Source organism: Janibacter alkaliphilus, assembly GCF_013408565.1.
GTDB classification, from domain to species: domain Bacteria; phylum Actinomycetota; class Actinomycetes; order Actinomycetales; family Dermatophilaceae; genus Janibacter; species Janibacter alkaliphilus.
Genome location: NZ_JACBZX010000001.1, coordinates 2,592,530 through 2,617,209, shown reverse-complemented (window position 1 = coordinate 2,617,209; position 24,680 = coordinate 2,592,530). Strand labels below are relative to the sequence as shown.

Below are 24,680 nucleotides of genomic sequence, written 5' to 3'. Positions count from 1 at the left end.
ATCCATCCATGCGGACCCGTAACCGTCCCCTCTCGTCGTTGGTCGCCGCACTGGTGGGCGCCCTGCTCGTGGCGAGCGCGCCAGCCGCCGACGCCGCCAGTCCCGTCACCTCCGGCGCCGCCACCGCCGACCTCGAGCCCAGCGTGCCGCCCTCCCGCTGGCTGGTCGGCGGCTGCCTCGTCGTCTTCGCCGCCGACGGGACCCCGGCCGTGCGCGCCACCAGCCAGACCCCGTGCGTCGGCGTCGCCGACGTCGGCGTCGACCGCTACGGCGACCTCACCGTGCACCTGACCGCCGAGGAGTCGGCGCCGGCGCTGACGCTGCAGGCCACCGCCGGATCGAGCCTGGTGCGGCGCGGGATCGTCACCGGGGTCAGCGGCGGCGGGTCGGTCGTCTTGGTCCGCCTCTACGACGACCAGCAGCAGCGCCGGGTCAACCTGCGCACCGCGGCCGGGCGCGCTCGGGTGGCCGGGACCAACCTGCACGTCGGCTGGACCAAGGCCGGCGGGCACGGCGCGCACCCCGACCCGCAGACCGTGGACCCGGGCTACGACGCGCTCGGGCGCCATCGAGACCTGGCCGCCCCGCCGCTGTCGACCGTCCGCGGCGGCTGCGTCGTCCGCTTCGACCAGGACGGCCCGTGGGTCCACGCCAACCCCTCGCACCGCTGCATCGGGGTGCGCTCGGTGCGGATCACGACCACCGGGCGGGTGCTGGTGGAGATGACCTCGGAGCAGGACGCGGCCGTGCTCAACGTGCAGGCGGACGCCGACGAGACGATGACGACGAAGGGGATCAGCGCCGGGGTGTCCGTCGCCGGGTCACGGCTCATCATCGACCTCTACGACGCCCGGATCGACCGCGGGCTCGACCTGCGCCGCGAGGCCGACCGGCGACGGGCTGCCGGCGCCTACAGCAACCTGTGGCTCAGCTGGACCAAGACCATCAGCCGACCGGGCAGCCGGCACGCGTCGACGAGCACGGCGCCGCACGCCTACGGCGCCTACATGTACGGCTCCAGCACCCCCGACGAGGTCGTCGTGCAGGGCTGCACGATCCGGCTGCGGGCCGGCTCGCCGGTCCCGGTGCTCAGCCACGGCGGGGGCCGGCTGTGCACGGGGGTCTCGTCGGCCTGGATCGAGCCGGACGGGGACCTCACCGTGCGCCGCGACGTCGTCGGCAGCTCGGCGGTGCTGTCGACCACCTCGCTGAGCAGCCGCACGCTCACCGACCGCGGGATCCGGGTGGGCCTGTCCAAGGGGCTGGGCTACAGCACCTACCGCTTCTGGAGCATGAAGGACGGCCGACGGCTCGACCTCGCCGACCCCGTGGATCGCCGACTCCTGGAGCGCTCGGGGGCCGAGCTCGTGCTGGGCTGGTCGAACCCGCTGGTCAGCCCCTGACCCCGCCCTCAGGGTCGGGCCCGTCCGTGTCCGTCACCTCGGGCACGTCCGGACCGGTCGCCTCGGGCCCGGCGGGTCCGCCGCCCTCAGGGTCGAAGCGGTAGCGCTGACCTCCGGATCCGCCTCCGCTGACGTCTTCCCATCCGGACTCGCGTGACGGCTCGGCGTCGGCCGGCACCCACGTCCCTGGAGCGGCGGGCCGCCGCCCGGGCACCGCCGGTCCGCGCCGCGTCGACCCGGGGGCACCGTCGGTACCCGACGTCTCCGATCCCTCGACCGGGTCCCGCAGGACCGGGTCCACCCGTGCCCCGGCCCGGGCCAGCAGCTCGCCCAGCTCACGGGACACCGGCGGCGGCCCAGGCACGGCGCCGGGGTCCGGGACCGTCCCACGGCCGCCGGCGACGAGGTCGAGCCGCGCCTCGCGCAGCCCGGGGCCGTCCAGCCGCAACGGGGCCGCGACGTGGGTCTGCGGCAGCCGGCTGAGCCGGACCTCGGCGACCGGCGCCCGCCAGGTCGCGGTGTCCCGGCCGGTCGCGGTGAAGGTGAGCCAGCCGTCGTCCATGACCAGGGTCCCGGCGAGCGGCTCCCCTCCGATGACGGTGAGCAGCACCGGCCACTGCCGACGCAACCGGCCCGAGGGCACCCCGGCGCCCCGGGCGAGGTCGGTGGCCCGCTGCGCGAGGGTGCGCTCCTCCTTGAGCCGGAAGGTGCGTCGGGTGGTCGCCACGGCGACGACCGCGCTGGCCACGAGCAGGATCGTCGCCACGAGCAGGGTGAGCCACAGGAGGGCGCTGCCCATGCCGCACCTACCCGGTGGGGACGGTGTCGTCGAACTCGACGGTCTCGGGCAGGTCCGCGTGACCGGCCAGCCGGAAGAGGGTCACCACCCGCTTGCCGCGCACCCGCTGGACCTCCTTGACCGCCTCGTTGTGGAAGCGCCGGGCCAGCTGCACCTTCAGCCCGGCTGCCTCCAGCCGGTCCAGGGCCGACTCGCCCGGTCCTCCGTCGGCGCGCAGCCCGCAGACCACCTCGGCCGGCAGCGCGGCGCCGATCACCTCGGTGAGCTCGCTCTCGACCGGCTCCCGGCCGGCGAAGTGCTGCCCCTCGAGCAGGTCCGACTCGAAGGTGCGCCCGTTGACGTGCTCCAGCGACTGGGTGGCCGCACCCGCCAGCAGGATGCCGCTGGCCGGGTCGAGCGAGCCGGAGTTGGCCAGCTCCAGGGCCGCCTCGGCCCGACGCACGAGGTGGGCGTCCAGGGCGGACAGGGCGCCCTCGACCTTGGCGTGCAGCCGGTCCAGCCGGGCGGCGCTGTAGGAGAGGTACCAGGCGAGCAGCACGAGGACGGCGACCCCGACGACCACCCAGGTCAGGTAGCTCATCGGGCTCCCCCTTCGCGTCGGTGCGGCGGCTCGGGTGCCGCTCGCAGCCGGGCGATCCCGGGCTGCCCGGTGGTCGCGTCCAGCACGGTCTCGTAGACGGCGACGATCTCCTTTGCCACCACCGACCAGTCGAAGTCGGTGGCGCGGCGCCGCCCCACCGCAGACAGCGCCTGCCGTCGCGGCGGGTCGGTGAGCAGCTCGACCGCCCGCTCGGCGAGCGCACCGGGGTCGCCGGCGGTGAAGGTGGCCCCGGCGCTGCCGGCGCTGCCGGCGTCGAGGACCCGGACGAAGGCAGGCAGGTCGCTGGCCAGGACCGGGGCGCCGGCGGCCATCGCCTCGACGAGGACGATGCCGAAGCTCTCGCCGCCGGTGTGCGGGGCCAGGTAGAGGTCGGCGGAGGCGAGCACCGCGGCCTTGTCCTCGTCCGACAGCGCCCCGAGGAAGGTGATCGCCTCGGCCACCCGCGGCTCGAGCCGGGCGCGGACCGCGTCGCCGTGGCCGGGACCGATGACCAGCACCCGCAGCCCGGGGATGCGCTCGAGGATGGCCGGGAGCGCGTCCAGCAGGACCGGCAGGCCCTTGCGGGGCTCGTCGATCCGCCCGAGGAAGGCGATGGTCGGGGCCTCGGGGGTGCCGGTCCACTCCGGTCGGACCGGCGCCTGGGCGAAGGCGGCCGTGTCGACGCCGTTCGGGATGACGACGGCGTCGCCGCCGATGTGCGTGGTGACGGTGCGGCGGGCGTCCTCGGAGACGGCGATCCGGCCGTGGATCTTCTCCAGCGACGGGCGCAGCAGCGGGTAGCTGGCCTGCAGCACCCGGGAGCGCAGGTTGGAGGTGTGGAAGGTGGCCACCACCGGGGTCTCGGCGGCCCACAGCGCGAGCAGGGACAGGCTCGGGGCGAGCGGCTCGTGGATGTGCACGACGTCGAAGTCGCCCTGCTCCAGCCAGCGGGAGACCTTGGTCGCGGCCACCGGGCCGAACATCAGCCGGGCCACCGAGCCGTTGTAGCGGATCGGCAGCGCCCTGCCGGCCGGCTGGACGAAGGGGGGCAGCACGGTGCCCTCGTCGGCCGGCGCGAGCACCGAGACGTGGTGGCCGTGGGTGTCGAGGTAGCCGGCGAGGTCGCGGATGTGGAACTGCACCCCGCCGGGCACGTCGAAGCTGTACGGGCAGACGATGCCGACCCTCATGCGGCGCTCGTCCCGGGCGTGCCCGTCGCCTGGCCGTGCGGGTCGGCGGCGCCGTCGCCGGCCCGTCGGGCGGCGTCGCGGGCCGGGTCGAGGTCGGCGAGGAAGACCTTCTGCATCATGTGCCAGTCCTGCGGGTGCGCGGCGATCGCCTCGCCGAGGGCGTCCGCGCAGTGCTGGGTGATCTCGGTGATCACCCGGGCGCGCTCGGCGGCCCCGGGCGGGTCCACCTGGATCTCCTCGTGGAAGGTCATGACCATCCCCCACCGGCCGTCGGCGCCGCGCTCGTGCCGGAAGGTCACCGGGAAGAGCGGCAGCCCGGTCTCGGCGGCGAGCAGCGCGGGCCCGGCGGCCATCCGGGCGCGGTGGCCGCGCAGGTCGACCTCGATGCCGCTGGCGCTGAGGTCGCGGTCGGCCAGCAGCGGCATGACCACGGGTTCGCCGGTGGCCAGCTGGTCGCGCAGCCGGTCGAGGGTGCCGTGCTCGGCCGGGTGGATCGTCATGCCCAGCTCGCCCTCGCGGAAGTCGAGGAAGGCCTGGAACATCTCCTCCGGCTGCAGCCGCTCGGCGACGGTGACGACGTGGCCGAGGTGCCGGGCGCACCAGGCGCCGGCGAGGTCCCAGTTGCCGGTGTGCCCGAGGAAGACGAGCACCGGGCGGCCGGCGCGCAGCTCGGCCTCCAGCCGGTCGAAGGGGGCACCCTCGTGGGTCACCGCGGCGTCCACCCGGGCGCCGCTGGTGGCCGGCAGGCGGAAGGCCTCGAGGTAGTAGCGCAGGGTGGCGCGGACCCCCTTCGCCACGACGTCCTCGAGCGCGGCGCCGTCGAGGTCGGGCCGGACCCGGGCGTAGTTGCGGCGCAGCCGCTGCACTCCGGTGCCGTCGCGGCGGGTGACGACGTCGGCGACGACCTCGAAGAGGCGGTAGGCGAGTCGCTCGGGCAGCAGGCGCAGCAGCAGCCAGCCGAGGCGGAAGGCGGGCACCGTGGCCCGGTCCCGGGCCCGGGCGAGGAGGGGGGCGGTCACCGTCGTCCGGCGTCGCTGGCGGCGCGGCGGCGGGGTCCGCGGCGGGCGCTGTCCCGACCGGGCCGGGGGCGCTGCGGGCGGGGGCGCCGGGCGGTGGAGGTCGCGGCCGGGGCGGCCACGGGGGTGATGGGCGGGGGTGCGCCCTCGGCGGCCAGGGCCTGGCGGCGGACCAGGAGGATGCGCTGGATGACGGTGACCAGGCTGGCCGCGGCGAGCAGGCCGAGGACGACGGTGAGGAAGACCTGCGGCAGCCCGAGGCCGACGAGCCCGGCGGTGACCAGCGTCGAGACGAGCCGGTCGGCGCGCTCGGCGATGCCGACGTCAGCACGCATGCCCAGCCCTTCGGCGCGGGCCCGGGCGTAGGAGACGAGGCTGCCCAGGACGAGGCAGAGCAGGGCCAGCCAGGCGGTGAGCCGGTCGTCGCCGCCCTGGAAGTACCAGATGGCCAGACCGGCGAAGACCGCGCCGTCGCCGGCGCGGTCCAGGGTGGAGTCGAGGAAGGCGCCCCACGAGGAGGAGCCGCCGCGCATCCGGGCCATGATCCCGTCGATGGTGTCCGAGAAGACGAACGCGGTGATGACCATGACGCCGATGAAGAGCTCGCCCATCGGGAAGAAGATCAGCGCGCCCGCGCACACGCCGAGCGTCCCGACGAGGGTGACGACGTCGGGGCTGATCCCCATCCGCAGCAGCATCCGGGCGATGGGCGTGAAGACGTTGGTGAAGAAGGCGCGGGCGTATCGGTTGAGCATGGCCCTCCCAGGGTAGCCGCGCCCCCCTTCCACCTCGCCGCAGCACGGGCTACCACGCAGTAAGTGTTGTGATCACGACACTTACTGCGTGGTAGCCGGCGGGGTAGGTCGCGCGGTCGGTGGTGGTGGCGCCGACGAGCAGCGCGATGGGGGGAGGTCGGCGAAGGGCGCGTGTCGGGGCTGGCCTGGGCGCGGGCGGGCCGGTTGACTGCCCCGGTGAGCCTCACCCGATCCGGCCGCGCCTGGCGACTGGTGCTCGGCGCTGCCGTCATCGGGACGGTCGTGGCCGGCACGCTGGTCGGCGACGACCGGTGGTGGCCCTTCGCGCCGATGGCCCAGTACGCCTTCTCGGTGGAGAACGACGGCGGCGTCATCAGCTCGCCCTACATGGCCGCCGAGACCGTCGACGGCGACCGGGTGCGGGTCGACCTCTCCCGCGAGGCGCTCGGCATGGAGCGCAGCGAGATCGAGGGCCAGCTGCCCTCGATCGTCGCCGACCCCTCGAAGCTCCAGTCGGTGGCCGTGCTGCACGCGCGCCGCCAGCCGGAGCAGGCACGCTGGCGGGTGGTCGAGGTGCGCACCACCCGGATCGTGCTCGGTGAGGACGGTTCGCGCACCGACGAGCTGCTCGCCCGCTGGCAGGTGCGCCACCCGCACGACCCGGAGCGCGGCCTGTGACCCGCATCTGGACCTTCCTCGCGCCGGAGATCCCGCTGGCCCGGATCGCCTGGCTGCGGATGCTCGTCTACGGCTTCGTCGTCGTGGACGTGCTCGTCAACGTCACCGACCCGATCCCGCACGGCGACGTGCCCGAGGACCTCTACAAGCCGCTCCTCGTCCGCGAGCTGCTGCACCTGCCGGCCCCGACCCCGGTCTACGTGCAGGTGCTGCGGGTCGTCGTGCTCGTCTCCGCGGTGCTGGCCGCCTCCGGTCGTCTCCCCCGGCTGGCCGGCGCGGTGTGCGCCCTCGGGATGCTCGACTGGGTCTCGAACGCCTTCTCCTACAGCAAGATCGACCACGACCACTTCGCCCTCATGGTGGCCCTGCTGGTGCTGCCCACGGTCGGCGCCGCCAGCGTCCGGGACACCAGCACCCGCAGCGCGGCGGCCGGCTGGGCGGTGCGGATGATCCAGGTCGGGGCGGTGGCGATCTACTTCCTCTCGGCGCTGGCCAAGATCCGCTTCGGCGGCTGGGGGTGGGCCAGCGGGTCGACCTTCATCTGGGCCTTCAGCCGGCGCGGCAACGACCTGGCGCAGTGGATGGCCGGCTACCCGCTGCTCGTCCATGCCAGCCAGTGGGCGCTGCTGGTGCTCGAGCTCGTCTCACCGGTGCTGCTGTGGCTGCGCGGCCGCGGCCTGGCGATCGGCATCGGGCTGTGCTTCGGCTTCCACGCGATCACCGCCTACCTGCTGAGCATCCACTTCGCCCCGCTGGTGATCTGCCTCTTCGCCTTCCTGCCGCTGGAGCGGCTGTGGCCGTGGTGGCAGCGGCGCCGCGGACGCGCCGCGCGGGACCAGCGGCAGCACCGGCAGCCGGGCAGCGCGACTTCCGCCTAGACCGGCCAGGCGTCGGCGAGGGCCTGCCGGGCGTCCTCGAGCAGGATCGGCAGCGCCTTGGTCTGGGCGATGATCGGCAGGAAGTTCATGTCGCCGCCCCACCGCGGGATGACGTGCTGGTGCAGGTGCGCGGCGACCCCGGCGCCGGCGACCGCGCCCTGGTTCATCCCGATGTTGAAGCCGTGCGGGCTCGAGGTCGCCTCCATCACCCGGATGACGGTCTTGGTGAAGGCGGTGAACTCGGCCGTCTCGTCGTCGGTGAGGTCGACGTAGAGCGAGATGTGCCGGTAGGGGCAGACGAGGACGTGGCCGGCGTTGTAGGGGAAGAGGTTCATCACGACGTAGCAGTGCTCGCCGCGGTGCACGATCAGCCCCTCGGCGTCGTCCTTGCCGGGCGCCGCGCAGAAGGGGCAGCCCTCCCCCGCCTCGTCGCTGGGCCGCTCTCCGGTGACGTAGGCCATCCGGTGCGGGGTCCACAGCCGGTCGAAGCCGTCCGGCACCCCGGCGAAGGCGCGCTCGTCCTCGGTCGGTCGCGGCTCCGGGGCGTCGGTCATGCGCCCGATCCTAGGCATGACTGGCCGGACGCCCCGCGCCCGGATACCGGTGAGGGCTCAGGACGCCCACCGCCAGCCCGACCGCCCGACCGCCGAAACTGCTGCTGGCAGCAGTTTCGCGAGCCAGCACCAGCTCGAGCTGCTGCTGGCTCGACGAGCTGGTGCTGGCTGCAGCTCGTCGAGGCCCGGGCAGCGGCTCAGACCTGGGCGCGGGTGTCGATCGCCTCGCAGATCTTGGTGATGGCGTCGGCGACCGGCACCCCGTTCTCCTGCGAGCCGTCCCGGTAGCGGAAGGAGACCGCCCCCTTCTCCTGGTCCTCGCCGCCGGCGATGAGGGTGAAGGGGACCTTCGCCTTGCTGGCGTTGCGGATCTTCTTCGGGAAGCGGTCGTCGCTGCGGTCCATCTCGACCCGCACCCCGGCCGCGGCGAGCTGGTCGAGGACGCCCTGCAGGTAGGGCTCGAAGTCCTCGGCGACCGGGATCCCGAGCGCCTGGACCGGGCTGAGCCACACCGGGAAGGCGCCGGCGTAGTGCTCGACGAGCACCCCGAAGAACCGCTCGATCGAGCCGAACTTCGCCGAGTGGATCATCACCGGCTCCTGCCTGGAGCCGTCGGCGGCCTGGTACTCCAGCCCGAAGCGGTGCGGCTGGTTGAAGTCATACTGGATGGTGCTCATCTGCCAGGTCCGGCCGATGGCGTCGCGCGCCTGCACCGAGATCTTCGGGCCGTAGAAGGCGGCGCCGCCGGGGTCCTCGACGAGGTCGACGCCGTAGGCGCCGGCGGCGTCACGCAGCACCTGTGTGGCCTCCTGCCACTGCTCGTCCGAGCCGATGAACTTCTCCTTCTTCTCCCCCTCCTCGGCGCGGGTGGAGATCTCGAAGTAGTAGTCGTCGAGCCCGAAGTCGGCCAGCAGCCCGGTGACGAAGCGCAGCAGGTGGGCGATCTCCTCCGGGGCCTGCTCGGCGGTGACGTAGGAGTGGCTGTCGTCCTGGGTCATCGCGCGCACCCGGGTCAGGCCGTGCACCACTCCGGACTTCTCGTAGCGGTAGACCGACCCGAACTCGAAGAAGCGCAGCGGCAGCTCGCGGTAGGAGCGCCCGCGGCTGCGGAAGATGAGGTTGTGCATCGGGCAGTTCATCGCCTTGAGGCGGTACTCGCTGTGCTCGAGCTCCATCGGCGGGAACATCGTGTCCGCGTAGTACGGCAGGTGCCCGGAGGTGTGGAAGAGCCCGTCCTTGGAGATGTGCGGGGTGCTGACGTACTCGAAGCCCTCCTCGATGTGCCGCCGGCGGACGTAGTCCTCCATCTCCCGCTTGATGACCCCGCCCTTCGGGTGGAAGACGACCATCCCGGAGCCGAGCTCGTCGGGGAAGGAGAAGAGGTCGAGCTCTGCGCCGAGCTTGCGGTGGTCGCGGCGCTCGGCCTCGGCGAGGCGCTCCAGGTAGGCCTTGAGCTCGTCCTTGCTCGGCCAGGCGGTGCCGTAGATCCGCTGCAGCTGCGGGTTCTTCTCGCTGCCGCGCCAGTAGGCGGCGGCGCTGCGCATCACCTTGAAGGCGTTGCCGATGACCTTGGTGCTCGGCACGTGCGGGCCACGGCACAGGTCGCCCCATGCCACCGAGCCGTCCTTGCGGACGTTGTCGTAGATCGTCAGGCCGGCGCCGCCGACCTCGACGGCGGCGCCCTCGGCCGCGTCCTCGACGTCGCCGCCGGAGCCGCCCTTGAGGCCGATCAGCTCGCACTTGTACGGCTCGTCGGCGAGCTCGGCCAGCGCCTCGTCGTCGGAGACCTCGCGGCGCACGAAGGTCTGACCCTCGTTGATGATCTTCTGCATCGCCTTCTCGAGGGCCTTGAGGTCCTCGGGGGTGAAGGGGTCGGCGACGTCGAAGTCGTAGTAGAAGCCGTCCCGGACCGGCGGGCCGATGCCGAGCTTGGCGTCGGCGTGGGCCTGCTGCACGGCCTGGGCGAGCACGTGCGCCGTGGAGTGGCGCAGCACGTCGAGGCCGTCCTGCTCGGCGGCGGTCACCGGCTCGACGACGTCGCCGTCGGCGAGCACGTGGGCGAGGTCGCGCAGCTCGCCGTCGACCCGGGCCACGAGCACCGCGCGGTCGTCGCCGAAGAGGTCGGCGGCGGTGGTGCCCTCGTCGACCGTTCGCTGCTCGTCGGCGACGGTGACGGAGATCTGGGCGGCCACGGGTGACTCCTTCGGGTGGGTGCTGGTGCGCTCGGGCCGGCGCCGGTCGGGTCGGCCCGACCGCGATGCTATCCGGCCGGGTCGGTGGGCTCGCAGCGCGTTTCGCCGCCCGGCCCCCGGTCAGTCGTCGTCATGCCGCAGCACCTCGTCCGGCAGCCGGTCAGCACCGATGACGTTGTGCACGACGAAGGGGTCGATGGTGCGTCCGGTGTGCAGCACGCTGATCTCTCCGGTGCGCTCCAGCACGACCAGCTCTGCGTCCTCGAGCCGGTGCACCCCGTGGCGTCGCAATGACGCGCGCAGCTCGTCCTCGACGAAGTGGCTGCGCCGCAGCAGGTCCTCCTGGATCTGCCCGCCGGCGACGAGCACCACGGCTCGGTTGTCGAAGAGGGAGTCCATCCGCCGCACCCGGCGCAGCTCGCCGACGACCGCCTCGGCGGCGAAGAGGGTGAGCAGCGCCAGCGCCCCGGCGACCAGGGTCGGGGTGTAGCCCAGGGTGACCCGGCCGGTGATCGCCCCGAGCGCGATCACCGCGGCGACGTCGAAGCCCGAGGCCCTGGAGAGCACCCGCTGGCCGAGCACCCGGACCAGCAGCACGAAGAAGGCATAGATCGCCACCGTGCTCACCACGACGGCGAAGGCGGCGTGCCACGACGGCAGCCCGACCTCCCGCCACAGCAACGACAGCGGGCTCTCGTCCTGGACGTTGATGCCGGGTGCGGTCAGGGCCGGGGCGAGCAGCGGTGCGGGCATGACCCCATGATGCCGCCGGGGCACCTGGCCGAGAGCCGCCCGATGGGCCACCTGACCCGCAGGCCCCCGGACCCCCTTCTACGCAGCTGCCCGGGCAAATCGCAGAGGAGCGCAATTTGCCCGGGCAGTTGCGCACGGGACTGTCAATTGCCCGGGCAGTTGCGCACGGGGGCCGTCAATTGCCCGGGCAGTTGCGCACGGGGGTTGTGATTTTGCCCGGGCAGTTGCGCACGGGGGCTGTCAATTGCCCGGGCAGTTGCGCACGGGGGTTGTGATTTGCCCGGGCAGTTGCGCATGGGGGTCGTGAATTGCCCGGGCAGTTGCGCAGGGAGGGTGGCAACTGCCCGGGGCAGCTGCGGGTCAGGCGGGGTCGAAGGTCAGCACCAGGTGCTCGGTGTCCTTCTTCCGCGCGCCCCGCAGACCGGCCAGCACCTGGCCGCCCTCGGTCTCCGGCTGCTGCACGACGAGGTCGACGACGCCCGGCAGGAGCAGCGGCTTCTTGAACCACACGTGGCTCGTCCCCGGCTCCGACGTCTGCGGACCCAGCGCCGCGAGGGTGCGGGCGTAGGTCCACATGCCGTGCGCGATGGCCCGCGGGAAGCCCATCGCCTTCGCCGTCACGTTGCTCATGTGGATCGGGTTGACGTCTCCGGTGACCGCCGCGTACCGCCGACCGAAGCCGGACGGCAGCCGCCACTGCTGGGCGGGCAGACCCTTCGGCGTGGCCGGGGGCTGGGACCGCTCGGCCTCCGGGTCGCCCTTCCCGCGGCTGAGGTAGCTCGAGCGCCCCTGCCAGACGAGCTCGCCGTCGACCCGGGCCTGCGTGACCATCTCCACGACCCGGCCGCGCGGGTGCCCGACGAGCCGGTCGGCGCTCACGGTGATCTCCAGCGCGTCGTCGGCGGTGAGCCGGCGCAGCACCTCGATCTCGTTCTCCACGTGCACCAGGCCGGCCATCGACAGCGGGAAGTCCCGGCGGGCCATGAGCGTCATCTGCAGCGGGAAGCTGACGATGTGCGGGTAGGTGTGCGGCAGCACGTCGCCACCCTCGAAGCCGCACAACCGCTGGTACTCCAGCAGGTCCGCGCGGTCGATGGCCGGGGTGACCCGCAGCGCCACGTCCGGCAGCGTCGAGCCGGAGCTCGAACCGGCGAGGGCGCCGCGGGCCAGCACCGGCCCGAGGCTCGGGACCGAGGTGAGCGTCTCGACCGCCATCAGGCGCCCAGCAGCATCTGGCCGCACACCCGGACGGTGTTGCCGGTCACCGCGCGGTTGGCGTCCCAGGCGAACCAGCCGATGGTCTCGGCGACGTCCACCGGCAGACCGCCCTGGGAGAGGCTGTTGGTCAGACGACCGACCTCGCGGGTGGCCAGCGGGATCTTCGCGGTCATCTCGGTCTCGATGAAGCCGGGCGCGACCGCGTTGACGGTGACCCCCTTCGACCGCAGCTCCTCGGCGAGGCTGCTGGTCATCCCGATGACCCCGGCCTTGGAGGCGCCGTAGTTGGTCTGGCCGCGGTTGCCCGCGATCCCGGCGATCGAGGCGACGTTGACGATGTGCCCGCCGGCGTTGATCGCCGACACGAGGGCCTCGTTCATCCGCAGGATGGAGAGCAGGTTGACGTCGAGCACGCTGTGCCAGCGGTCGGCGTCGGTGTTGACGAGCAGCTTGTCGCGGGTGATCCCGGCGTTGTGCACGACGATGTCGAAGCCGCCGTGCAGCGAGGTCGCGTGGTCGACGATCTTGGCGCCAGCGTCCTCGGCGGTGACATCGAGCTGCAGGGCGCTGCCGCCGAGCCGGTTGGCGACCTCGGCCAGCGGACCGCCGGCCGCCGGGATGTCGACGCACACGACGGTGGCCCCGTCGCGGGCGAGCACCTCGGCGATGGCCGCGCCGATGCCGCGGGCGGCGCCGGTGACGACGGCCACCTTGTCGGCCAGCGGCTGGTCCCAGTCGCTCGGCTGGGTGAGCTCGCCGACCGGCTCGCCGACGTGCACCACCTGGGCGTCGACGTAGGCCGAGCGGCCGGAGAGGAAGAAGCGGATGGTCGCGTCGATCCCGGACTCGGCGCCCTCGGCGACGTAGACGGTGTTGGCGGTGCCGCCGCCGCGCATCTCCTTGCCGATGGAGCGCACGATGCCCTCCAGCGCACGGCGGGCCGCGGCCTGGGCGACGTCACGGGCCTCCTCGACCGGGCGACCGACGACGATGACCCGACCCGTGGGGGCGAGCGTCTTCAGCGCCGGGCCGGCGATCGCCCGCAGCGTCTCCAGGTCGGCCGGGGTCTCGATCTGGGTCATGTCGATGACCACGCCGGCCACCGAGGTGGACGGCGAGGTGGCGACCTGGACCCCTTCGCTCTCCAGCAGCACCCGCACACGCTCGGAGACCGGGGTGTCACCGTGCCCGTCGACGAGCACCGCACCCCCGATCAGCGGGTCGCCGGGGCTTTGCCGCCGCAGCTTCGTGGGCCGGGGCAGGCCGAGGCTGGTGGCCAGCTGCTTGCCGAAGCCGGAGCTGACGAACTTGCCGTAGTCGAATGCCATGTCTCTCCTGAGGTCTGTGCGTGCTGCGTGACGTCTGTGCTGGTGACGTGCGTGCTGGGGGTCTGGCGCGGGCCGCCGGTGCCGGCTCAGGCGCCCTCGAGGATGGCCACGACGCCCTGGCCGCCGGCGGCGCAGACCGAGACGAGGCCGCGGCTGCCGGTTCCCTTGGCGTGCAGCATCTTCGACAGCGAGGCCACGATCCGTCCGCCGGTGGCGGCGAAGGGGTGCCCGGCGGCCAGCGAGGAGCCGTTGACGTTGAGCTTGGCGCGGTCGATCGAGCCCAGCGGGGCGTCCAGCCCGAGCCGCTCGCGGCAGAAGGTCTCGTCCTCCCACGCGGCGAGGGTGGAGAGCACGGTCGCGGCGAAGGCCTCGTGGATCTCGTAGAAGTCGAAGTCCTGCAGGGTCAGGCCGTTGCGGGCCAGCATCCGCGGGACCGCGTAGGCCGGGGCCATGAGCAGCCCCTCGTCGCCGGTGACGTAGTCGACCGCGGCGCTCTCGCCGTCGACGAAGTAGGCCAGCGGGGTCAGGCCGTGCTCGGCCGCCCACTCCTCGGAGCCGAGCAGCACGGTCGAGGCGCCGTCGGTCAGCGGGGTGGAGTTGCCGGCGGTCATCGTCGCGCCGTCGCCCTTGCCGAAGACCGGCTTGAGCTTGGCGAGCTTCTCCATCGAGGAGTCGGCGCGCAGGTTCTGGTCGCGCGAGACCCCGAGGAAGCTGGTCATGAGGTCGTCCTGGAAGCCCTCGTCGTAGGCGCGGGCGAGGTTGTGGTGGCTGGTCATCGCCAGCTCGTCCTGGGCCTCGCGGGTGATCTCCCAGCGCTTGGCGGTGATCGCCATGTGCTCGCCCATCGACAGGCCGGTGCGCGGCTCGGCGTTGCCCGGGGTCTCGATGCCGAGGTCGGTCGGGCGGATCGAGGCGAAGGTCAGCGCCTGGTTCTTGGCGCCCTTCGCCCGGTTGACCTTGAGGAGCTTCTTGCGGAGCTTCTCGGTGATCATGATCGGGGCGTCCGAGGCGGTGTCGACGCCGCCGGCGACGCCGGACTCGATCTGGCCGAGCTTGATCTTGTTGGTGACCAGCAGCGCCGCCTCGAGGCCGGTGGCGCAGGCCTGCTGCACGTCGTAGGCGGGGGTCTGCGGGTCGAGGGTGGTGCCGAGCACCGACTCGCGGGTGAGGTTGAAGTCCCGGCTGTGCTTGATGACGGCGCCGCCGACGACCTCGCCCAGGCGCTGGCCGCCGAGGTTGTAGCGGGCCACCAGCCCGTCCAGGGCCGCAGTGAACATGTCCTGGTTGCTGGCCTCGGCGTAGGGGCCGAACTGGCGGGCGAAGGGGATCCGGTTGCCGCCGAGGACGGCGGCGCGGCGCGGCTGGGACTGGTTGGTGGCCACCACTGGTCTCCTGGTGAGGTCTCGTTGTCAGCGTGTCGTCGAGGTGCAGGGCGAGCAGCCCGACCCCTCGACGTGTTATGCGATACGGACGGTAGCAGGTACCACCAGTACCTGCTACCGTCCTGGGACTGTGAGCACCACCACCGACGGCCGCAGCGCCCGCTGGGAGGAGCATCGCCAGGAGCGCCGCAAGGAGCTCGTCGAGTCGGCGATGCGCACCATCCGCAGCCAGGGCGCCGGTGTCGGCATGGACGACATCGCCGCCGGAGCGGGCACGAGCAAGACCGTCTTCTACCGGCACTTCACCGACCGGCACGGCCTCTACCTGGCGGTCGCGCAGCGGGTCGACGAGCTCATCCTGCGCGAGGTCGGCGAGGTGCTCGGGCAGACCCTCACCGCCGCCACCGAGACCGACCTGGCGGCCGTCGACGGCGAGCCGCAGCGGGTCATCGCGGCGGCGATCGGCGGCTACCTGGCGCTCGTCGAGCAGGACCCGGAGCTCTACCGCTTCATCGTCGCCGCCCCGATCGTCGGCACCGAGCGCTCCGGCGGCGCCGCAGAGGTGGCCGCCGACGCCACCGGACGGATCGCCGCGCAGATGGGCGAGCTCATCGCCGAGGCCCTCGTCGCCCGCGGGCACGACCCCGCTCCGGCGAAGGTGTGGGGCACCGCCCTGGTCGGGATGGTCCGGGCCGGGGCTGACGCCTGGCTGGCCGGCACGCTCGGCGACCTCGCGCGCGACCAGCTCACCGAGCAGCTCAGCGACCTCGCCTGGCGCGGCGTCTCGCCTGCCTGGTCACGCAGGCGGGGTACCTCACCGGGTTAGGTTGTCGCCCATGACGACGACGTCGCCGCCGGACCCGCTCGGTGCGCTCCAGGAGCTGCTCCGCCTCCCCACGGTGGCCACCGCCGACCCGGCCGGCACCGACCCGGCCCCCTTCGAGGAGGCCCACCGCCTGCTGCGCGAACGCTTCCCGCTGGTGCACGCGCGCGGCGAGGTCGAGACCGTCGCGCCGCACGGCCTGCTGGTCCGCATCCCGGCCGACCCGGCCTCCCCGACCGCCGACGCCGACCCGGTGGTGCTCATGGCGCACCTGGACATCGTGCCGGTCGGTGACGAGAGCCTGTGGACCCATCCGCCGCTGGCCGGAGAGGTCGTCGACGGCACCATCTGGGGCCGCGGCACCCTCGACGACAAGGGGCAGCTCGTCGCCGCGATCACCGCGGTCGAGCTCCTGCTCGCCGAGCGTCCCGGCCCGGCCCGGGACGTGTGGCTCTCCTTCGGCAGCACCGAGGAGGTCATGGGCGACGGCGCCCCGGCCGCGGTGCGACGGCTGCGCGAGCTCGGGGTGACGCCGTGGTTCGTCCTCGACGAGGGCGGCGCCGTCGCCGACGACGCCTTCCCCGGGGTCACCCAGCCGCTCGGGGTGCTCGGCGTCTCCGAGAAGGGCCTGCTCTCGGTGATCGTCACCGCCTCCGGCCGCGGCGGGCACGCCTCGACCCCGGCGAAGGGGGGCCCGGTGGCCCGGCTGTCCGCGGCCCTGGGTCGGCTCGAGCGGCGCCCCTTCCCCGCGCACCTCTCCCCCGCGGCGATCGAGATGCTGCGACGGCTGGCGCCCTATCTGCCGCGGGCGCTGCGCCCGCTGGCGGCACGGGCGGAGCGGGCCGCTCCGGCGCTGGCCCGGGTGATGACCGCCGCCGGCCCAGAGGCGGCGGCGCTGGCCCGGACGACCGTCGCGGTGACCACGTTGGCCGCCTCGCCGGCGATCAACGTCATCCCGACCAGCGCCCGGGCCGGGCTCAACCTGCGGATCGCCGTCGGGGAGAGCACCGGGTCGGCGCTGCGACGCATCCAACGGGTGGTCGGGCGCGACCTCGACGTCGAGGTCATCCAGTCCCAGGAGCCCAGCCCGCTCTCGCCCACCGACGACCCCGCCTTCGCCCTGCTGGAGCGCACCGTCACCGACGTCTTCCCCGAGGCGGTCCCGGTGCCGTACGTCATGTATGCGGCCACCGACTCCCGGCACTTCACCGAGATCTGTCCCAGGGTCTACCGCTTCGCGCCCTTCCGGATGAGCACCGAGCAGCGGCAGTCGATCCACTCCTACGACGAGCACCTGCACGTGGCCGACCTGCACGACGGCGTGCGCTGGTACCGGGCGCTGCTCGACGGGCTCGACGACGGGCTGGTCGGGATCGCTGACGGGGACGGGCTCGGGGTCACGGACGCTGCGGACGGACCGGCACCGGCATGAGCGCGGCGATCTGGCGGCTGGTCGGCTTCCTCGCGGCGGTCGAGATCGCCTCCGGGGTGCTGCAGGGCTACTACACGCCGCTCTTCAGCGACATCGCCGAGCACCTGAGCATCGCCGACGGGGACGTCAACTGGTTCGAGGCCGCGCAGCTCATGACCGCGGCCCTGGCCGTGCCGGTGCTCTCTCGCCTCGGCGACCTGCTCGGCCACCGTCAGGTGCTGCTGTGGGCCACCCTGGTCACCGCGCTCGCCGGCTGGGGGGTCGCCCTCGCCGGGAGCTTCTGGGCCTTCCTCGTCGCCTGGGCGATCCAAGGCGTCTACACCGTGTGGCTGCCGATGGAGATCGCCATCCTGCACGACCGCAGCGCCGACGCGCCCGACCAGCCGGCGCTGGTCCGCCGCGGCGCGGCGCTGCTCGTGCTCGCCCTTGAGGTCGGGGTCATCGCCGGAGCGCTGAGCGCCGGTGCGCTGCAGCCGCTCTGGGGCATGGAGGCGGTGCTCATGGTGCCCGCCGCGGCGACCACCATCGCCTTCGTGGCGATCTGGTTCGGCGTCCGGGACACCGCCGCGCCGGTGGCCCGGGGACGGCTCGACCTGCCGGGAACCGGCCTGCTGGCCCTCGCCCTGGCCGGCGTGCTCGGCGGGCTCGTCGTCGTCCGGCTGGACGGACCGGGCAGCCCGTGGGCGTGGCTGCTCCTGGTGCTGGGGCTGGCCGTGCTCGCCGCCTTCGTCCGGGTCGAGCGGCGCAGCACCTCGCCGCTCATCGACGTCGACGCGCTGGCGGCGCCACGGATGTGGCCGGTCCAGCTGGCCGCGGCGCTCTTCGGGATGAGCGTGCTCGGCGCGCAGATCCCGCTGTCCACCTTCGCCCGGACCGACCCGGCCGAGGCGGGCTACGGGCTGGGGGTGAGCGCGGCGGCCATCGCCAACGTCATCGGCCTCTACGTCGTGTGCATGGCGGTCGGGGCGATGCTCAGCCCGCTGGCCGCCCGGCGGCTCGGGGTGCGCGGCATGCTCGTCGGGGCCGCGGTGCTCGTCGCGCTGGGCTACGCCACCTTCCTGCCGCTGCACGCCACCCTGGCGCACGCGATGCTCGCCATGGGCATCGCCGGCATCGGGTCCGGGGCGCTGGTCGCCGCCCTGCCCGCCGCTGCGGCGCAGGCCGCACGGGTCGGGGCCACCGCCGAGGCGGCCGGGCTGACCAACGCGACGAAGACCATCGGCGGGTGCGTCGCCTCTGCCCTCTTCGCCGTGGCGCTCGCGGCGACCGGCAGCATCTCCGACCCCGGCGCCGGTCACGCTCCCCTCTCCGGCTACCTGACCGTGTGGTCGATCTGCGCCGGCTCCGCGCTGCTGGCCGCGCTGGCGCTGGCCCGGCTCCCGCGGGATGAGCACAACCTCACAACGTCGCCCGCGACGCTGGCCTGATCTGCGACGATGCCGAGCATGACCACGGCAGAGGCGATCCGCACCATCCTCGACGGTCGGTGGGCGGAGGTGCGCCAAGAGGTCCGCAGCACCCTCGACCCGGAGGTCTTCGGTCCGCCCGAGGAGCTGCTGAGCATGGAGCAGCACCGGGAGCGGACGCTGCAGGCGGTGCTCGAGCTGACCAAGACCGACTTCGGGCGCAACGGGTTCACCACCGAGCAGGGCGGCACCAACGAGCACGGCGCCGCGGTCACCGCCATCGAGATGCTCGGCCACGCCGACCTCTCCGTCTTCGTCAAGGCCGGGGTGCAGTTCGGGCTCTTCGGCGGGGCGATCGCCAACCTCGGCACCCAGCGGCACTGGGACGCCTACCTGCCGGGCATGCTCGACGGCACCCTGCTGGGGTCCTTCGCGATGACCGAGACCGGGCACGGCTCGGACGTGCAGTCGCTGCTGACCACCGCGACCTACCTGCCCGAGAGCGACGAGATCGAGATCCACACCCCCTCGATCGCCGCCCGCAAGGACTACATCGGCAACGCCGCCCGCGACGCCTCGCTGGCCGCCGTCTTCGCCCAGCTCGTCGTCGACGGCGAGGACCACGGGGTGCACTGCGTGCTCGTGCCGATCCGCGACGAGTCCGGGGCGACGATGCCCGGGGTCACCATCGGCGACTGCGGCGCGAAGATGGGTCTGCGCGGGGTGGACAACGGGCGGCTCACCTTCGACCACGTCCGGGTGCCGCGGCACAACCTGCTCAACCGCTTCGGCACCATCGACGACGACGGGCGCTACCACTCGCCCATCGAGAGCCGCGGGCGCCGCTTCTTCACCATGCTCGGCACGCTGGTGCGCGGACGGATCACGGTGGCCGGTGCCGCCGGCTCGGCCACCCGGACCGCGCTGACGCTCGCGCTGACCTACGGCCAGCACCGGCGTCAGTTCGAGGACCCCGAGGGCGGCGAGGTCGTCATCCTCGACTACCTGGGTCACCAGCGGAAGCTGCTGCCTCGGCTGGCCCGCAGCTACGCGCTGATGCTCGCGCAGAACGCGCTGGTGGAGCAGATGCACCGGATCGCCGCCGGCGAGGAGACCAGCGAGGACGCCCAGCGCGAGCTGGAGGCGCGCGCGGCCGGGCTCAAGGCGATCGGCACCGAGCACGCGACGAGCACCATCCAGGCGTGCCGCGAGGCGTGCGGCGGCGCCGGCTACCTGTCGGTGAACCGGTTCGCCGACCTCAAGGCGGACACCGACGTCTTCACCACCTTCGAGGGCGACAACACGGTGCTGCTGCAGCTCGTGGCCAAGGGCATGCTCACCAGCTACAGCGACGCCTTCCACGACATGGACAGCCGAGGCGCGTTCTTCTTCGGCGCGCGGCAGGTCACCGAGGCGGTCATCGAGCGGACCATCGGCGGCTCGCTCATCCAGCGGCTGATCTCCGGGGCGCCCGGGAGGGACGGCGACGACGCCCTCTCCGACCGCGGCGGCCAGCTCGACCTCTTCGAGGACCGGGAGAAGCACCTGCTGGAGACCCTGGCGCTGCGGCTGCGGCGGGCCCAGGACGACGACGCGGACAGCTTCGCGATCTTCAACGACGCCCAGCCGCACCTGCTGCTCACCGCGCGGGCGCACATCGACCGGGTGCTGCTCGAGGCCTTCGTCGCCGCGATCGACGAGGCGCCCGAGGGTGAGGCCCGCGACCTGCTGGAGCAGGTCTGCGACCTCTTCGTGCTGAGCACCATCGAGGCGGACCGGGCGTGGTTCATCGAGCACGGCCGGCTCAGCCAGTCGCAGGCGAAGTCGGTGGTCGGACTCGTCGACGAGCGGTGCGCCGAGCTGCGCCCGCACGTGCAGACCCTCATCGACGCCTTCGCCATCCCGATGGCCTGGCGCGAGACCGAGCTCCTGGAGTTCCTCGGCGACACCTGATACGCGCAGCTGCCCGGGCAAATCACCCCACCCTGCGCAACTGCCCGGGCAAATCACCCCTGCATGCGCAGCTGCCCGGGCAAATCACCCCACCCCGCGCAACTGCCCGGGCAAATCACCCCACCCCTGCGCAACTGCCCGGGCAAATTTCACCCACCGAGCGCAACTGCCCGGGCAGTTGCGAGAAGGGGGTCGGCGGAGGGCGCGTCAGCGGATGCCGACGATGCGGTGCTCGCGGATCGACATGACGAGGGCGATGATCCAGCCGACGACGGTCCAGCCGAGCAGCAGGTTCACCCAGAAGACGGACCAGGCGTTGCGGTTGCCCCGCACGGCCGCGATCGCCCACGGCAGCATGTAGCCCGCGCTGAGGATCGCCACGAGGATGGCGACCACGGAGCTGACGGGACGGTTCTGACGGTCGGTCACGACGGTGGGCATGCCCTCCAGCCTACGACCGACGCTCTGCCGTGGTCCGACGACTTGACGCAGATACCCCATATGGGTATATGTGGAGGGTACCCCTGATGGGTATGACGGGACGATGGGCGAGCAGCACCGCCCCGCCGACGACCTTCCTGCTCCCGACGGGAGACGACACATGAGCCAGCACCCCACCGACGACCTGCGCGAGCACGCAGGGCACGACCCGCACGACGGGCTCGACGCCCACGCCGAGCACGAAGGGCACGACGCTCACCCAGCCCATGGAGGGCACGAGGGACATGCCGGGCACGGAGGCCACGGCGACCACGTCGCCCAGTTCCGTCGCCTCTTCTGGATCATGCTCGTGATCGCGGTCCCGGTCGTCGCCGCGGACCACATGTTCGCCGACCTCGTCGGCTACCACCTGCCCGAGGACAGCTGGCTGACCTGGGTCTCCCCGCTGCTCGGCACGGTGATGTACCTCTGGGGCGGGCGCCCTTTCCTCACCGGCGGCGTCTCCGAGATCCGCTCGCGCCAGCCGGGGATGATGCTGCTCATCGCGCTGGCCCTGACCGTGGCCTTCGTCTCCTCGTGGGGCTCGAGCCTCGGACTGCTCAGCGACGAGCTGGGCTTCTGGTGGGAGCTGGCGCTGCTGGTCGTCATCATGCTCCTCGGCCACTGGATCGAGATGCGCTCGCTGGCCCAGACCACCTCCGCGCTGGACTCGCTCGCGGCGCTCCTGCCGGACGAGGCCGAGCGGGTCGAGGGCGAGCAGGTGGTCACCGTCTCCCCCGCGGACCTCATCCGGGGCGACCTCGTCCTGGTGCGCCCGGGCGCGTCGGTGCCCGCCGACGGCACCATCGTCGACGGCAGCGCGAGCATGGACGAGTCGATGGTCACCGGCGAGTCGACGCCGGTGCGCCGCGAGATCGGCGACCCGGTGGTGGCCGGGACCATCGCCACCGACTCCGGTCTGCGCGTGGAGATCACCGCGACCGGGGACGACACCGCGCTGGCCGGCATCCAGCGGCTCGTCGCCGACGCGCAGGCGTCCAGCTCGCGGGCTCAGCGCCTCGCCGACCGGGCCGCGGGCTGGCTCTTCTGGTACGCGCTCGCGGCCGCGCTGATCACCGCGGTCGTGTGGTCCGTGCTGGGGATGCCGGACGAGGCCGTCGTCCGCACGATCACCGTGCTCGTCATCGCCTGCCCGCACGCCCTCGGCCTGGCCATCCCGCTGGTCGTCTCCATCGCCACCGAGCGCGCGGCGCGCGCCGGGGTGCTGGTCACCGACCGGCTGGCCCTGGAGTCGATGCGCACCGTCGACACCGTCCTCTTCGACAAGACCGGCACCCTGACGAAGGGCGAGCCCACCGTCACCGCGGTCGAGACCGTCGACGGGATCGACGCGGACGAGGCGCTGGCGCTGGCCGCCGCCGCCGAGTCGGGCAGCGAGCACCCGCTGGCCCGGGCCATCGTCGCGGCCGCCGCCGAGCGCGACCTCGAGGTCCCTGGCGCCACCGACTTCTCCTCCGCCCCAGCGGTGGGCGTGCAGGCGCAGGTGGCCGGGTCCACCGTCCAGGTGGGCGGACCGTACCTGCTGGAGCAGGCCGGCGCCGACGAGCTGTCGGTGGCGCAGGACTGGCGCGAGCAGGGCGCGATCATCCTGCACGTGCTCCGCGACGGCGTGACGGTCGCCGCCCTTCGCCTGGCCGACGGGATCCGCCCGGAGTCCCGGCAGGCCGTGGATGCGCTGCACGCGAAGGGGATCCAGGTCGTGATGATCACCGGTGACGCGCAGGCGGTCGCCGAGACGGTCGCCGCCGAGCTAGGCATCGACCGGGTCTTCGCCGGGGTCCGCCCCGAGGACAAGGCGGCCACGGTGGCCGAGCTGCAGCGCGAAGGGCGCAGGGTCGCCATGGTCGGCGACGGGGTCAACGACGCACCCGCGCTGGCCCAGGCCGACGTCGGGCTCGCCATCGGGGCCGGCACCGACGTGGCGATCGGCTCGGCCGGCGTGGTGCTCGCCGGCTCCGACCCGCGGGCGGTGCTCTCGGTGATCGAGCTGTCCCGCGCGGCCTACGCCAAGATGCAGCAGAACCTGTGGTGGGCGGCCGGCTACAACCTCGTCGCGGTGCCGCTGGCGGCGGGCGTGCTGGCGCCGATCGGCTTCGTCCTGCCGATGAGCGTTGGCGCCATCCTCATGTCGGCGTCCACGGTGATCGTCGCGCTCAACGCGCAGCTGCTGCGGCGGCTGGACCTCTCCCCGGAGCGGGTCGCGGACCGCTGATCACGCGCGCCCTCCCCACTGACGCCGGCCCGGCCCCCTCGCGGTGGCTGCGTGCTACGTTCGACGACGTACTCGTGACACGGGGTGCCCACGGCGATCGTGGGCTGAGATGACACCCGTCGAACCTGCTCTAGTTCACGCTAGCGAAGGGATCGTCGCGCATGATGCCGACAGCCGACACCTCTGCCGCCGCCCATCTGGACCGGGTGCGCCAGGACCATCCGCTCGTCCAGTGCCTGACCAACCCGGTGACGGTCAACCTCGTCGCCAACGCCCTGCTCGCCTGCGGGGCTACCCCGGCGATGGTCGACATCCCCGAGGAGGCCGGGCTCTTCGCGCGTGGCGCCGCCTCGGCGGTGCTGGTCAACCTCGGGACCCCGCAGCACGACCAGCGCACGGCCATGCTCGAGGCGACCGAGCCTGGACCGGATCGGCCCCGCTGGGTGCTGGACCCGGTGGCCGTCGGGACCCTGCCGGTGCGGACCGCCCTGGCCCAGCAGCTGCTGGAGCGCGGGCCGACCGTGATCCGCGGCAACGCCTCCGAGATCGGCGCGCTGGCCGGCGGCGCCGGCGGTCGCGGCGTCGACGCGACCATCGGCACCGAGGAGGCGCTACCCGCGGCACAGGACCTGGCAGGGCGCACCGGCAGCGTCGTCGCCGTCTCCGGCGCCACCGACCTCGTCACCGACGGCGAGCGGGTGGTCCGCGTCGAGGGAGGCCACCCGCTGATGGCTCGCATCACCGGCGCCGGCTGCGCGCTGGGCGCGATCGTCGCCGCCTTCGTCGCCGGGGATGTCGACCCGCTCGAGGCCACGGTCGCCGCCTGCTGCACCTACGCCGTGGCCGGCGAGCTCGCGGCGGAGCGGGCCGCGCGGCCCGGCTCCTACGCCGTCGCGCTGATCGACGCGCTCGATGCGATCGACGCCGACATCCTCGCCGCCCGCGGGCGGGTCTCGTGACCGGCGCGACGCCCGCCCCGGACCTGTCCGTCTACCTCGTCGCCGACGCCGGGCAGTGCGCCGACGCAGGCCGCAGCGTGCCTGAGACGGTCGCGGCCGCGGTCGAGGGCGGGGTGAGTGCCGTGCAGCTGCGCGCCAAGGAGGCCGGCACGGAGGAGTTCATCGCGCTCGCCCTCGCCGTGGGCCGCGTCCTGCCCGGGCACGTCCCGCTGATCATCAACGACCGGGTCGACGTCGCCGTCGAGGCGCGGGAGCGTGGTGCGCAGGTCAGCGGCGTGCACGTCGGCCAGGGCGACCTCGCCGTGGAGCACGTGCGCCGCTTCCTCGGTGCCGAGGCGCTCGTCGGACTCAGCGCCGCCACCGAGGCTCAGCTCGCCGCGGCCCGGGACCACCCCGGGCGCGTGGACTACGTGGGGATCGGCACGGTCCGCGCCACCGGGTCGAAGGGGGACGCCCCGCCAGGACTCGGGATCGCGGGCCTCGGACGGCTCGCCGCCGGCAGCCCGCTGCCCGCGGTGGCGATCGGCGGGATCGTCCCCGACGACCTGCCCGGGCTGCGCGGCGCCGGCCTGGTCGGTGCCGCGGTGCTCTCCTGGGTGTGCCAGGCGGCCGACCCGCGGCAGGCGGCCCAGGAGCTGCGGTCCGCCTGGGATCAGGGCGCGGCATGA

21 protein-coding genes, 1 pseudogene and 1 riboswitch are annotated in these 24,680 nt (G+C 73.4%); of the genes and pseudogenes, 10 read left to right on the top strand and 12 right to left on the bottom strand.

All coding sequences use genetic code 11. The features are described from left to right. Nucleotides 1–8 precede the first annotated feature (8 nt). Nucleotides 9–1,403 carry a hypothetical protein gene (locus tag BJY28_RS12475; protein ID WP_179463290.1) on the top strand — a complete coding sequence of 465 codons (1,395 nt, stop codon included), beginning with the start codon at nucleotides 9–11 and terminating at the stop codon, nucleotides 1,401–1,403. Here the strand turns inward: BJY28_RS12475 and BJY28_RS12470 are convergent. The 5 genes and pseudogenes from BJY28_RS12470 to pgsA form a co-directional block, all read right to left on the bottom strand. Continuing rightward, the gene (locus BJY28_RS12470; RefSeq protein ID WP_179463289.1) at nucleotides 1,393–2,202 is read right to left on the bottom strand and encodes a hypothetical protein; all 810 of its coding nucleotides are present in this window, start codon (nucleotides 2,200–2,202) and stop codon (nucleotides 1,393–1,395) included. The genes BJY28_RS12475 and BJY28_RS12470 overlap by 11 nt on opposite strands. 7 nt (nucleotides 2,203–2,209) lie before the next feature. Further along, entirely contained in the window at nucleotides 2,210–2,782 is a 573-nt protein-coding gene (locus BJY28_RS12465) for a hypothetical protein (protein ID WP_179463288.1), read from the bottom strand. Beyond that, complete coding sequence (locus BJY28_RS12460) at nucleotides 2,779–3,972, bottom strand: glycosyltransferase family 4 protein (protein WP_179463287.1); 1,194 nt, start codon at nucleotides 3,970–3,972, stop codon at nucleotides 2,779–2,781. Before BJY28_RS12460 ends, BJY28_RS12465 begins: the two co-directional genes overlap by 4 nt. Beyond that, a complete protein-coding gene (locus tag BJY28_RS12455) occupies nucleotides 3,969–4,991 on the bottom strand; it encodes a phosphatidylinositol mannoside acyltransferase (protein WP_179463286.1) in 1,023 nt (340 codons plus the stop codon). Before BJY28_RS12455 ends, BJY28_RS12460 begins: the two co-directional genes overlap by 4 nt. 149 nt (nucleotides 4,992–5,140) lie before the next feature. Continuing rightward, nucleotides 5,141–5,743, bottom strand: a pseudogene (pgsA, locus tag BJY28_RS12450) (phosphatidylinositol phosphate synthase); the annotation flags it as partial. A gap of 216 nt (nucleotides 5,744–5,959) precedes the next feature. Here pgsA and BJY28_RS12445 point away from each other — a divergent pair. Together BJY28_RS12445 and BJY28_RS12440 are read left to right on the top strand one after the other, a co-directional pair. Continuing rightward, nucleotides 5,960–6,421: a hypothetical protein gene (locus tag BJY28_RS12445; protein ID WP_179463284.1), complete on the top strand. Its 462-nt coding sequence runs from the start codon at nucleotides 5,960–5,962 to the stop codon at nucleotides 6,419–6,421. Then, on the top strand, nucleotides 6,418–7,299 hold the full coding sequence (locus BJY28_RS12440; protein WP_179463283.1) for an HTTM domain-containing protein: 882 nt from the start codon (nucleotides 6,418–6,420) through the stop codon (nucleotides 7,297–7,299). Before BJY28_RS12445 ends, BJY28_RS12440 begins: the two co-directional genes overlap by 4 nt. On the opposite strand, the gene BJY28_RS12435 is transcribed toward BJY28_RS12440, so the two are convergent. The 6 genes from BJY28_RS12435 to BJY28_RS12410 all read right to left on the bottom strand — a co-directional run bounded on the left by BJY28_RS12435 (nucleotide 7,296) and on the right by BJY28_RS12410 (nucleotide 14,726). Continuing rightward, nucleotides 7,296–7,853: an HIT family protein gene (locus BJY28_RS12435; RefSeq protein WP_179463282.1), complete on the bottom strand. Its 558-nt coding sequence runs from the start codon at nucleotides 7,851–7,853 to the stop codon at nucleotides 7,296–7,298. The two genes, BJY28_RS12440 and BJY28_RS12435, sit on opposite strands and share 4 nt — an antisense overlap. A 197-nt stretch (nucleotides 7,854–8,050) precedes the next feature. Continuing rightward, a complete protein-coding gene (gene thrS, locus BJY28_RS12430) occupies nucleotides 8,051–10,045 on the bottom strand; it encodes a threonine--tRNA ligase (RefSeq protein WP_179463281.1) in 1,995 nt (664 codons plus the stop codon). A 120-nt stretch (nucleotides 10,046–10,165) separates the two neighbouring features. Next, a complete protein-coding gene (locus BJY28_RS12425) occupies nucleotides 10,166–10,798 on the bottom strand; it encodes a DUF421 domain-containing protein (protein WP_179463280.1) in 633 nt (210 codons plus the stop codon). A gap of 360 nt (nucleotides 10,799–11,158) precedes the next feature. Beyond that, the gene (locus tag BJY28_RS12420; protein ID WP_179463279.1) at nucleotides 11,159–12,013 is read right to left on the bottom strand and encodes a MaoC family dehydratase; all 855 of its coding nucleotides are present in this window, start codon (nucleotides 12,011–12,013) and stop codon (nucleotides 11,159–11,161) included. Further along, a complete protein-coding gene (locus BJY28_RS12415) occupies nucleotides 12,013–13,344 on the bottom strand; it encodes a 3-oxoacyl-ACP reductase (protein ID WP_179463278.1) in 1,332 nt (443 codons plus the stop codon). The genes BJY28_RS12420 and BJY28_RS12415 overlap by 1 nt, the downstream gene beginning before the upstream one ends. A gap of 86 nt (nucleotides 13,345–13,430) precedes the next feature. Further along, on the bottom strand, nucleotides 13,431–14,726 hold the full coding sequence (locus tag BJY28_RS12410) for an acetyl-CoA C-acetyltransferase (RefSeq protein WP_179463277.1): 1,296 nt from the start codon (nucleotides 14,724–14,726) through the stop codon (nucleotides 13,431–13,433). Between the two features lie 130 nt (nucleotides 14,727–14,856). Here BJY28_RS12410 and BJY28_RS12405 point away from each other — a divergent pair, with 130 nt between their 5' ends. Genes BJY28_RS12405 through BJY28_RS12390 form a run of 4 tightly spaced genes read left to right on the top strand, consistent with a single transcriptional unit; the run spans nucleotide 14,857 to nucleotide 20,340 of the window. Beyond that, nucleotides 14,857–15,552, top strand: coding sequence for a TetR/AcrR family transcriptional regulator (locus tag BJY28_RS12405; RefSeq protein ID WP_343037099.1), 696 nt, complete (start codon nucleotides 14,857–14,859; stop codon nucleotides 15,550–15,552). Nucleotides 15,553–15,562: 10 nt separating this feature from the next. Beyond that, entirely contained in the window at nucleotides 15,563–16,981 is a 1,419-nt protein-coding gene (locus tag BJY28_RS12400; RefSeq protein ID WP_179463276.1) for a M20/M25/M40 family metallo-hydrolase, read from the top strand. Further along, on the top strand, nucleotides 16,978–18,408 hold the full coding sequence (locus tag BJY28_RS12395; RefSeq protein ID WP_179463275.1) for an MFS transporter: 1,431 nt from the start codon (nucleotides 16,978–16,980) through the stop codon (nucleotides 18,406–18,408). Before BJY28_RS12400 ends, BJY28_RS12395 begins: the two co-directional genes overlap by 4 nt. An 18-nt stretch (nucleotides 18,409–18,426) precedes the next feature. After that, nucleotides 18,427–20,340, top strand: coding sequence for an acyl-CoA dehydrogenase family protein (locus BJY28_RS12390; protein WP_246313405.1), 1,914 nt, complete (start codon nucleotides 18,427–18,429; stop codon nucleotides 20,338–20,340). Nucleotides 20,341–20,547: 207 nt separating this feature from the next. Here the strand turns inward: BJY28_RS12390 and BJY28_RS12385 are convergent, their stop codons facing one another. Beyond that, nucleotides 20,548–20,781 (bottom strand): superinfection immunity protein, encoded by a 234-nt coding sequence (locus tag BJY28_RS12385; RefSeq protein ID WP_179463273.1) that lies wholly within the window; start codon nucleotides 20,779–20,781, stop codon nucleotides 20,548–20,550. Between the two features lie 160 nt (nucleotides 20,782–20,941). On the opposite strand from BJY28_RS12385, the gene BJY28_RS12380 reads away from it, so the two are divergent. The 3 genes from BJY28_RS12380 to thiE all read left to right on the top strand — a co-directional run bounded on the left by BJY28_RS12380 (nucleotide 20,942) and on the right by thiE (nucleotide 24,680). Beyond that, nucleotides 20,942–23,053, top strand: a complete 2,112-nt coding sequence (locus BJY28_RS12380; RefSeq protein WP_218875339.1) for a heavy metal translocating P-type ATPase — start codon at nucleotides 20,942–20,944, stop codon at nucleotides 23,051–23,053. 70 nt (nucleotides 23,054–23,123) lie between these two features. Continuing rightward, nucleotides 23,124–23,223, top strand: a riboswitch (TPP riboswitch). Next, nucleotides 23,215–24,012, top strand: coding sequence for a hydroxyethylthiazole kinase (gene thiM / locus BJY28_RS12375; RefSeq protein WP_179463271.1), 798 nt, complete (start codon nucleotides 23,215–23,217; stop codon nucleotides 24,010–24,012). Its footprint overlaps the riboswitch before it by 9 nt. Next, complete coding sequence (thiE, locus tag BJY28_RS12370) at nucleotides 24,009–24,680, top strand: thiamine phosphate synthase (RefSeq protein ID WP_179463270.1); 672 nt, start codon at nucleotides 24,009–24,011, stop codon at nucleotides 24,678–24,680. The genes thiM and thiE overlap by 4 nt, the downstream gene beginning before the upstream one ends.

Excerpts from the sequence above, each read along its gene's own strand:
- BJY28_RS12475 (WP_179463290.1), top strand. The coding sequence starts at position 9 with ATGCGGACCCGTAACCGTCCCCTCTCGTCGTTGGTCGCCGCACTGGTG.
- BJY28_RS12470 (WP_179463289.1), bottom strand. The coding sequence starts at position 2,202 with ATGGGCAGCGCCCTCCTGTGGCTCACCCTGCTCGTGGCGACGATCCTG.
- BJY28_RS12465 (WP_179463288.1), bottom strand. The coding sequence starts at position 2,782 with ATGAGCTACCTGACCTGGGTGGTCGTCGGGGTCGCCGTCCTCGTGCTG.
- BJY28_RS12460 (WP_179463287.1), bottom strand. The coding sequence starts at position 3,972 with ATGAGGGTCGGCATCGTCTGCCCGTACAGCTTCGACGTGCCCGGCGGG.
- BJY28_RS12435 (WP_179463282.1), bottom strand. The coding sequence starts at position 7,853 with ATGACCGACGCCCCGGAGCCGCGACCGACCGAGGACGAGCGCGCCTTC.
- BJY28_RS12425 (WP_179463280.1), bottom strand. The coding sequence starts at position 10,798 with ATGCCCGCACCGCTGCTCGCCCCGGCCCTGACCGCACCCGGCATCAAC.
- BJY28_RS12420 (WP_179463279.1), bottom strand. The coding sequence starts at position 12,013 with ATGGCGGTCGAGACGCTCACCTCGGTCCCGAGCCTCGGGCCGGTGCTG.
- BJY28_RS12415 (WP_179463278.1), bottom strand. The coding sequence starts at position 13,344 with ATGGCATTCGACTACGGCAAGTTCGTCAGCTCCGGCTTCGGCAAGCAG.
- BJY28_RS12400 (WP_179463276.1), top strand. The coding sequence starts at position 15,563 with ATGACGACGACGTCGCCGCCGGACCCGCTCGGTGCGCTCCAGGAGCTG.
- BJY28_RS12395 (WP_179463275.1), top strand. The coding sequence starts at position 16,978 with ATGAGCGCGGCGATCTGGCGGCTGGTCGGCTTCCTCGCGGCGGTCGAG.
- BJY28_RS12390 (WP_246313405.1), top strand. The coding sequence starts at position 18,427 with ATGACCACGGCAGAGGCGATCCGCACCATCCTCGACGGTCGGTGGGCG.
- BJY28_RS12385 (WP_179463273.1), bottom strand. The coding sequence starts at position 20,781 with ATGCCCACCGTCGTGACCGACCGTCAGAACCGTCCCGTCAGCTCCGTG.
- BJY28_RS12380 (WP_218875339.1), top strand. The coding sequence starts at position 20,942 with ATGAGCCAGCACCCCACCGACGACCTGCGCGAGCACGCAGGGCACGAC.
- thiM (WP_179463271.1), top strand. The coding sequence starts at position 23,215 with ATGATGCCGACAGCCGACACCTCTGCCGCCGCCCATCTGGACCGGGTG.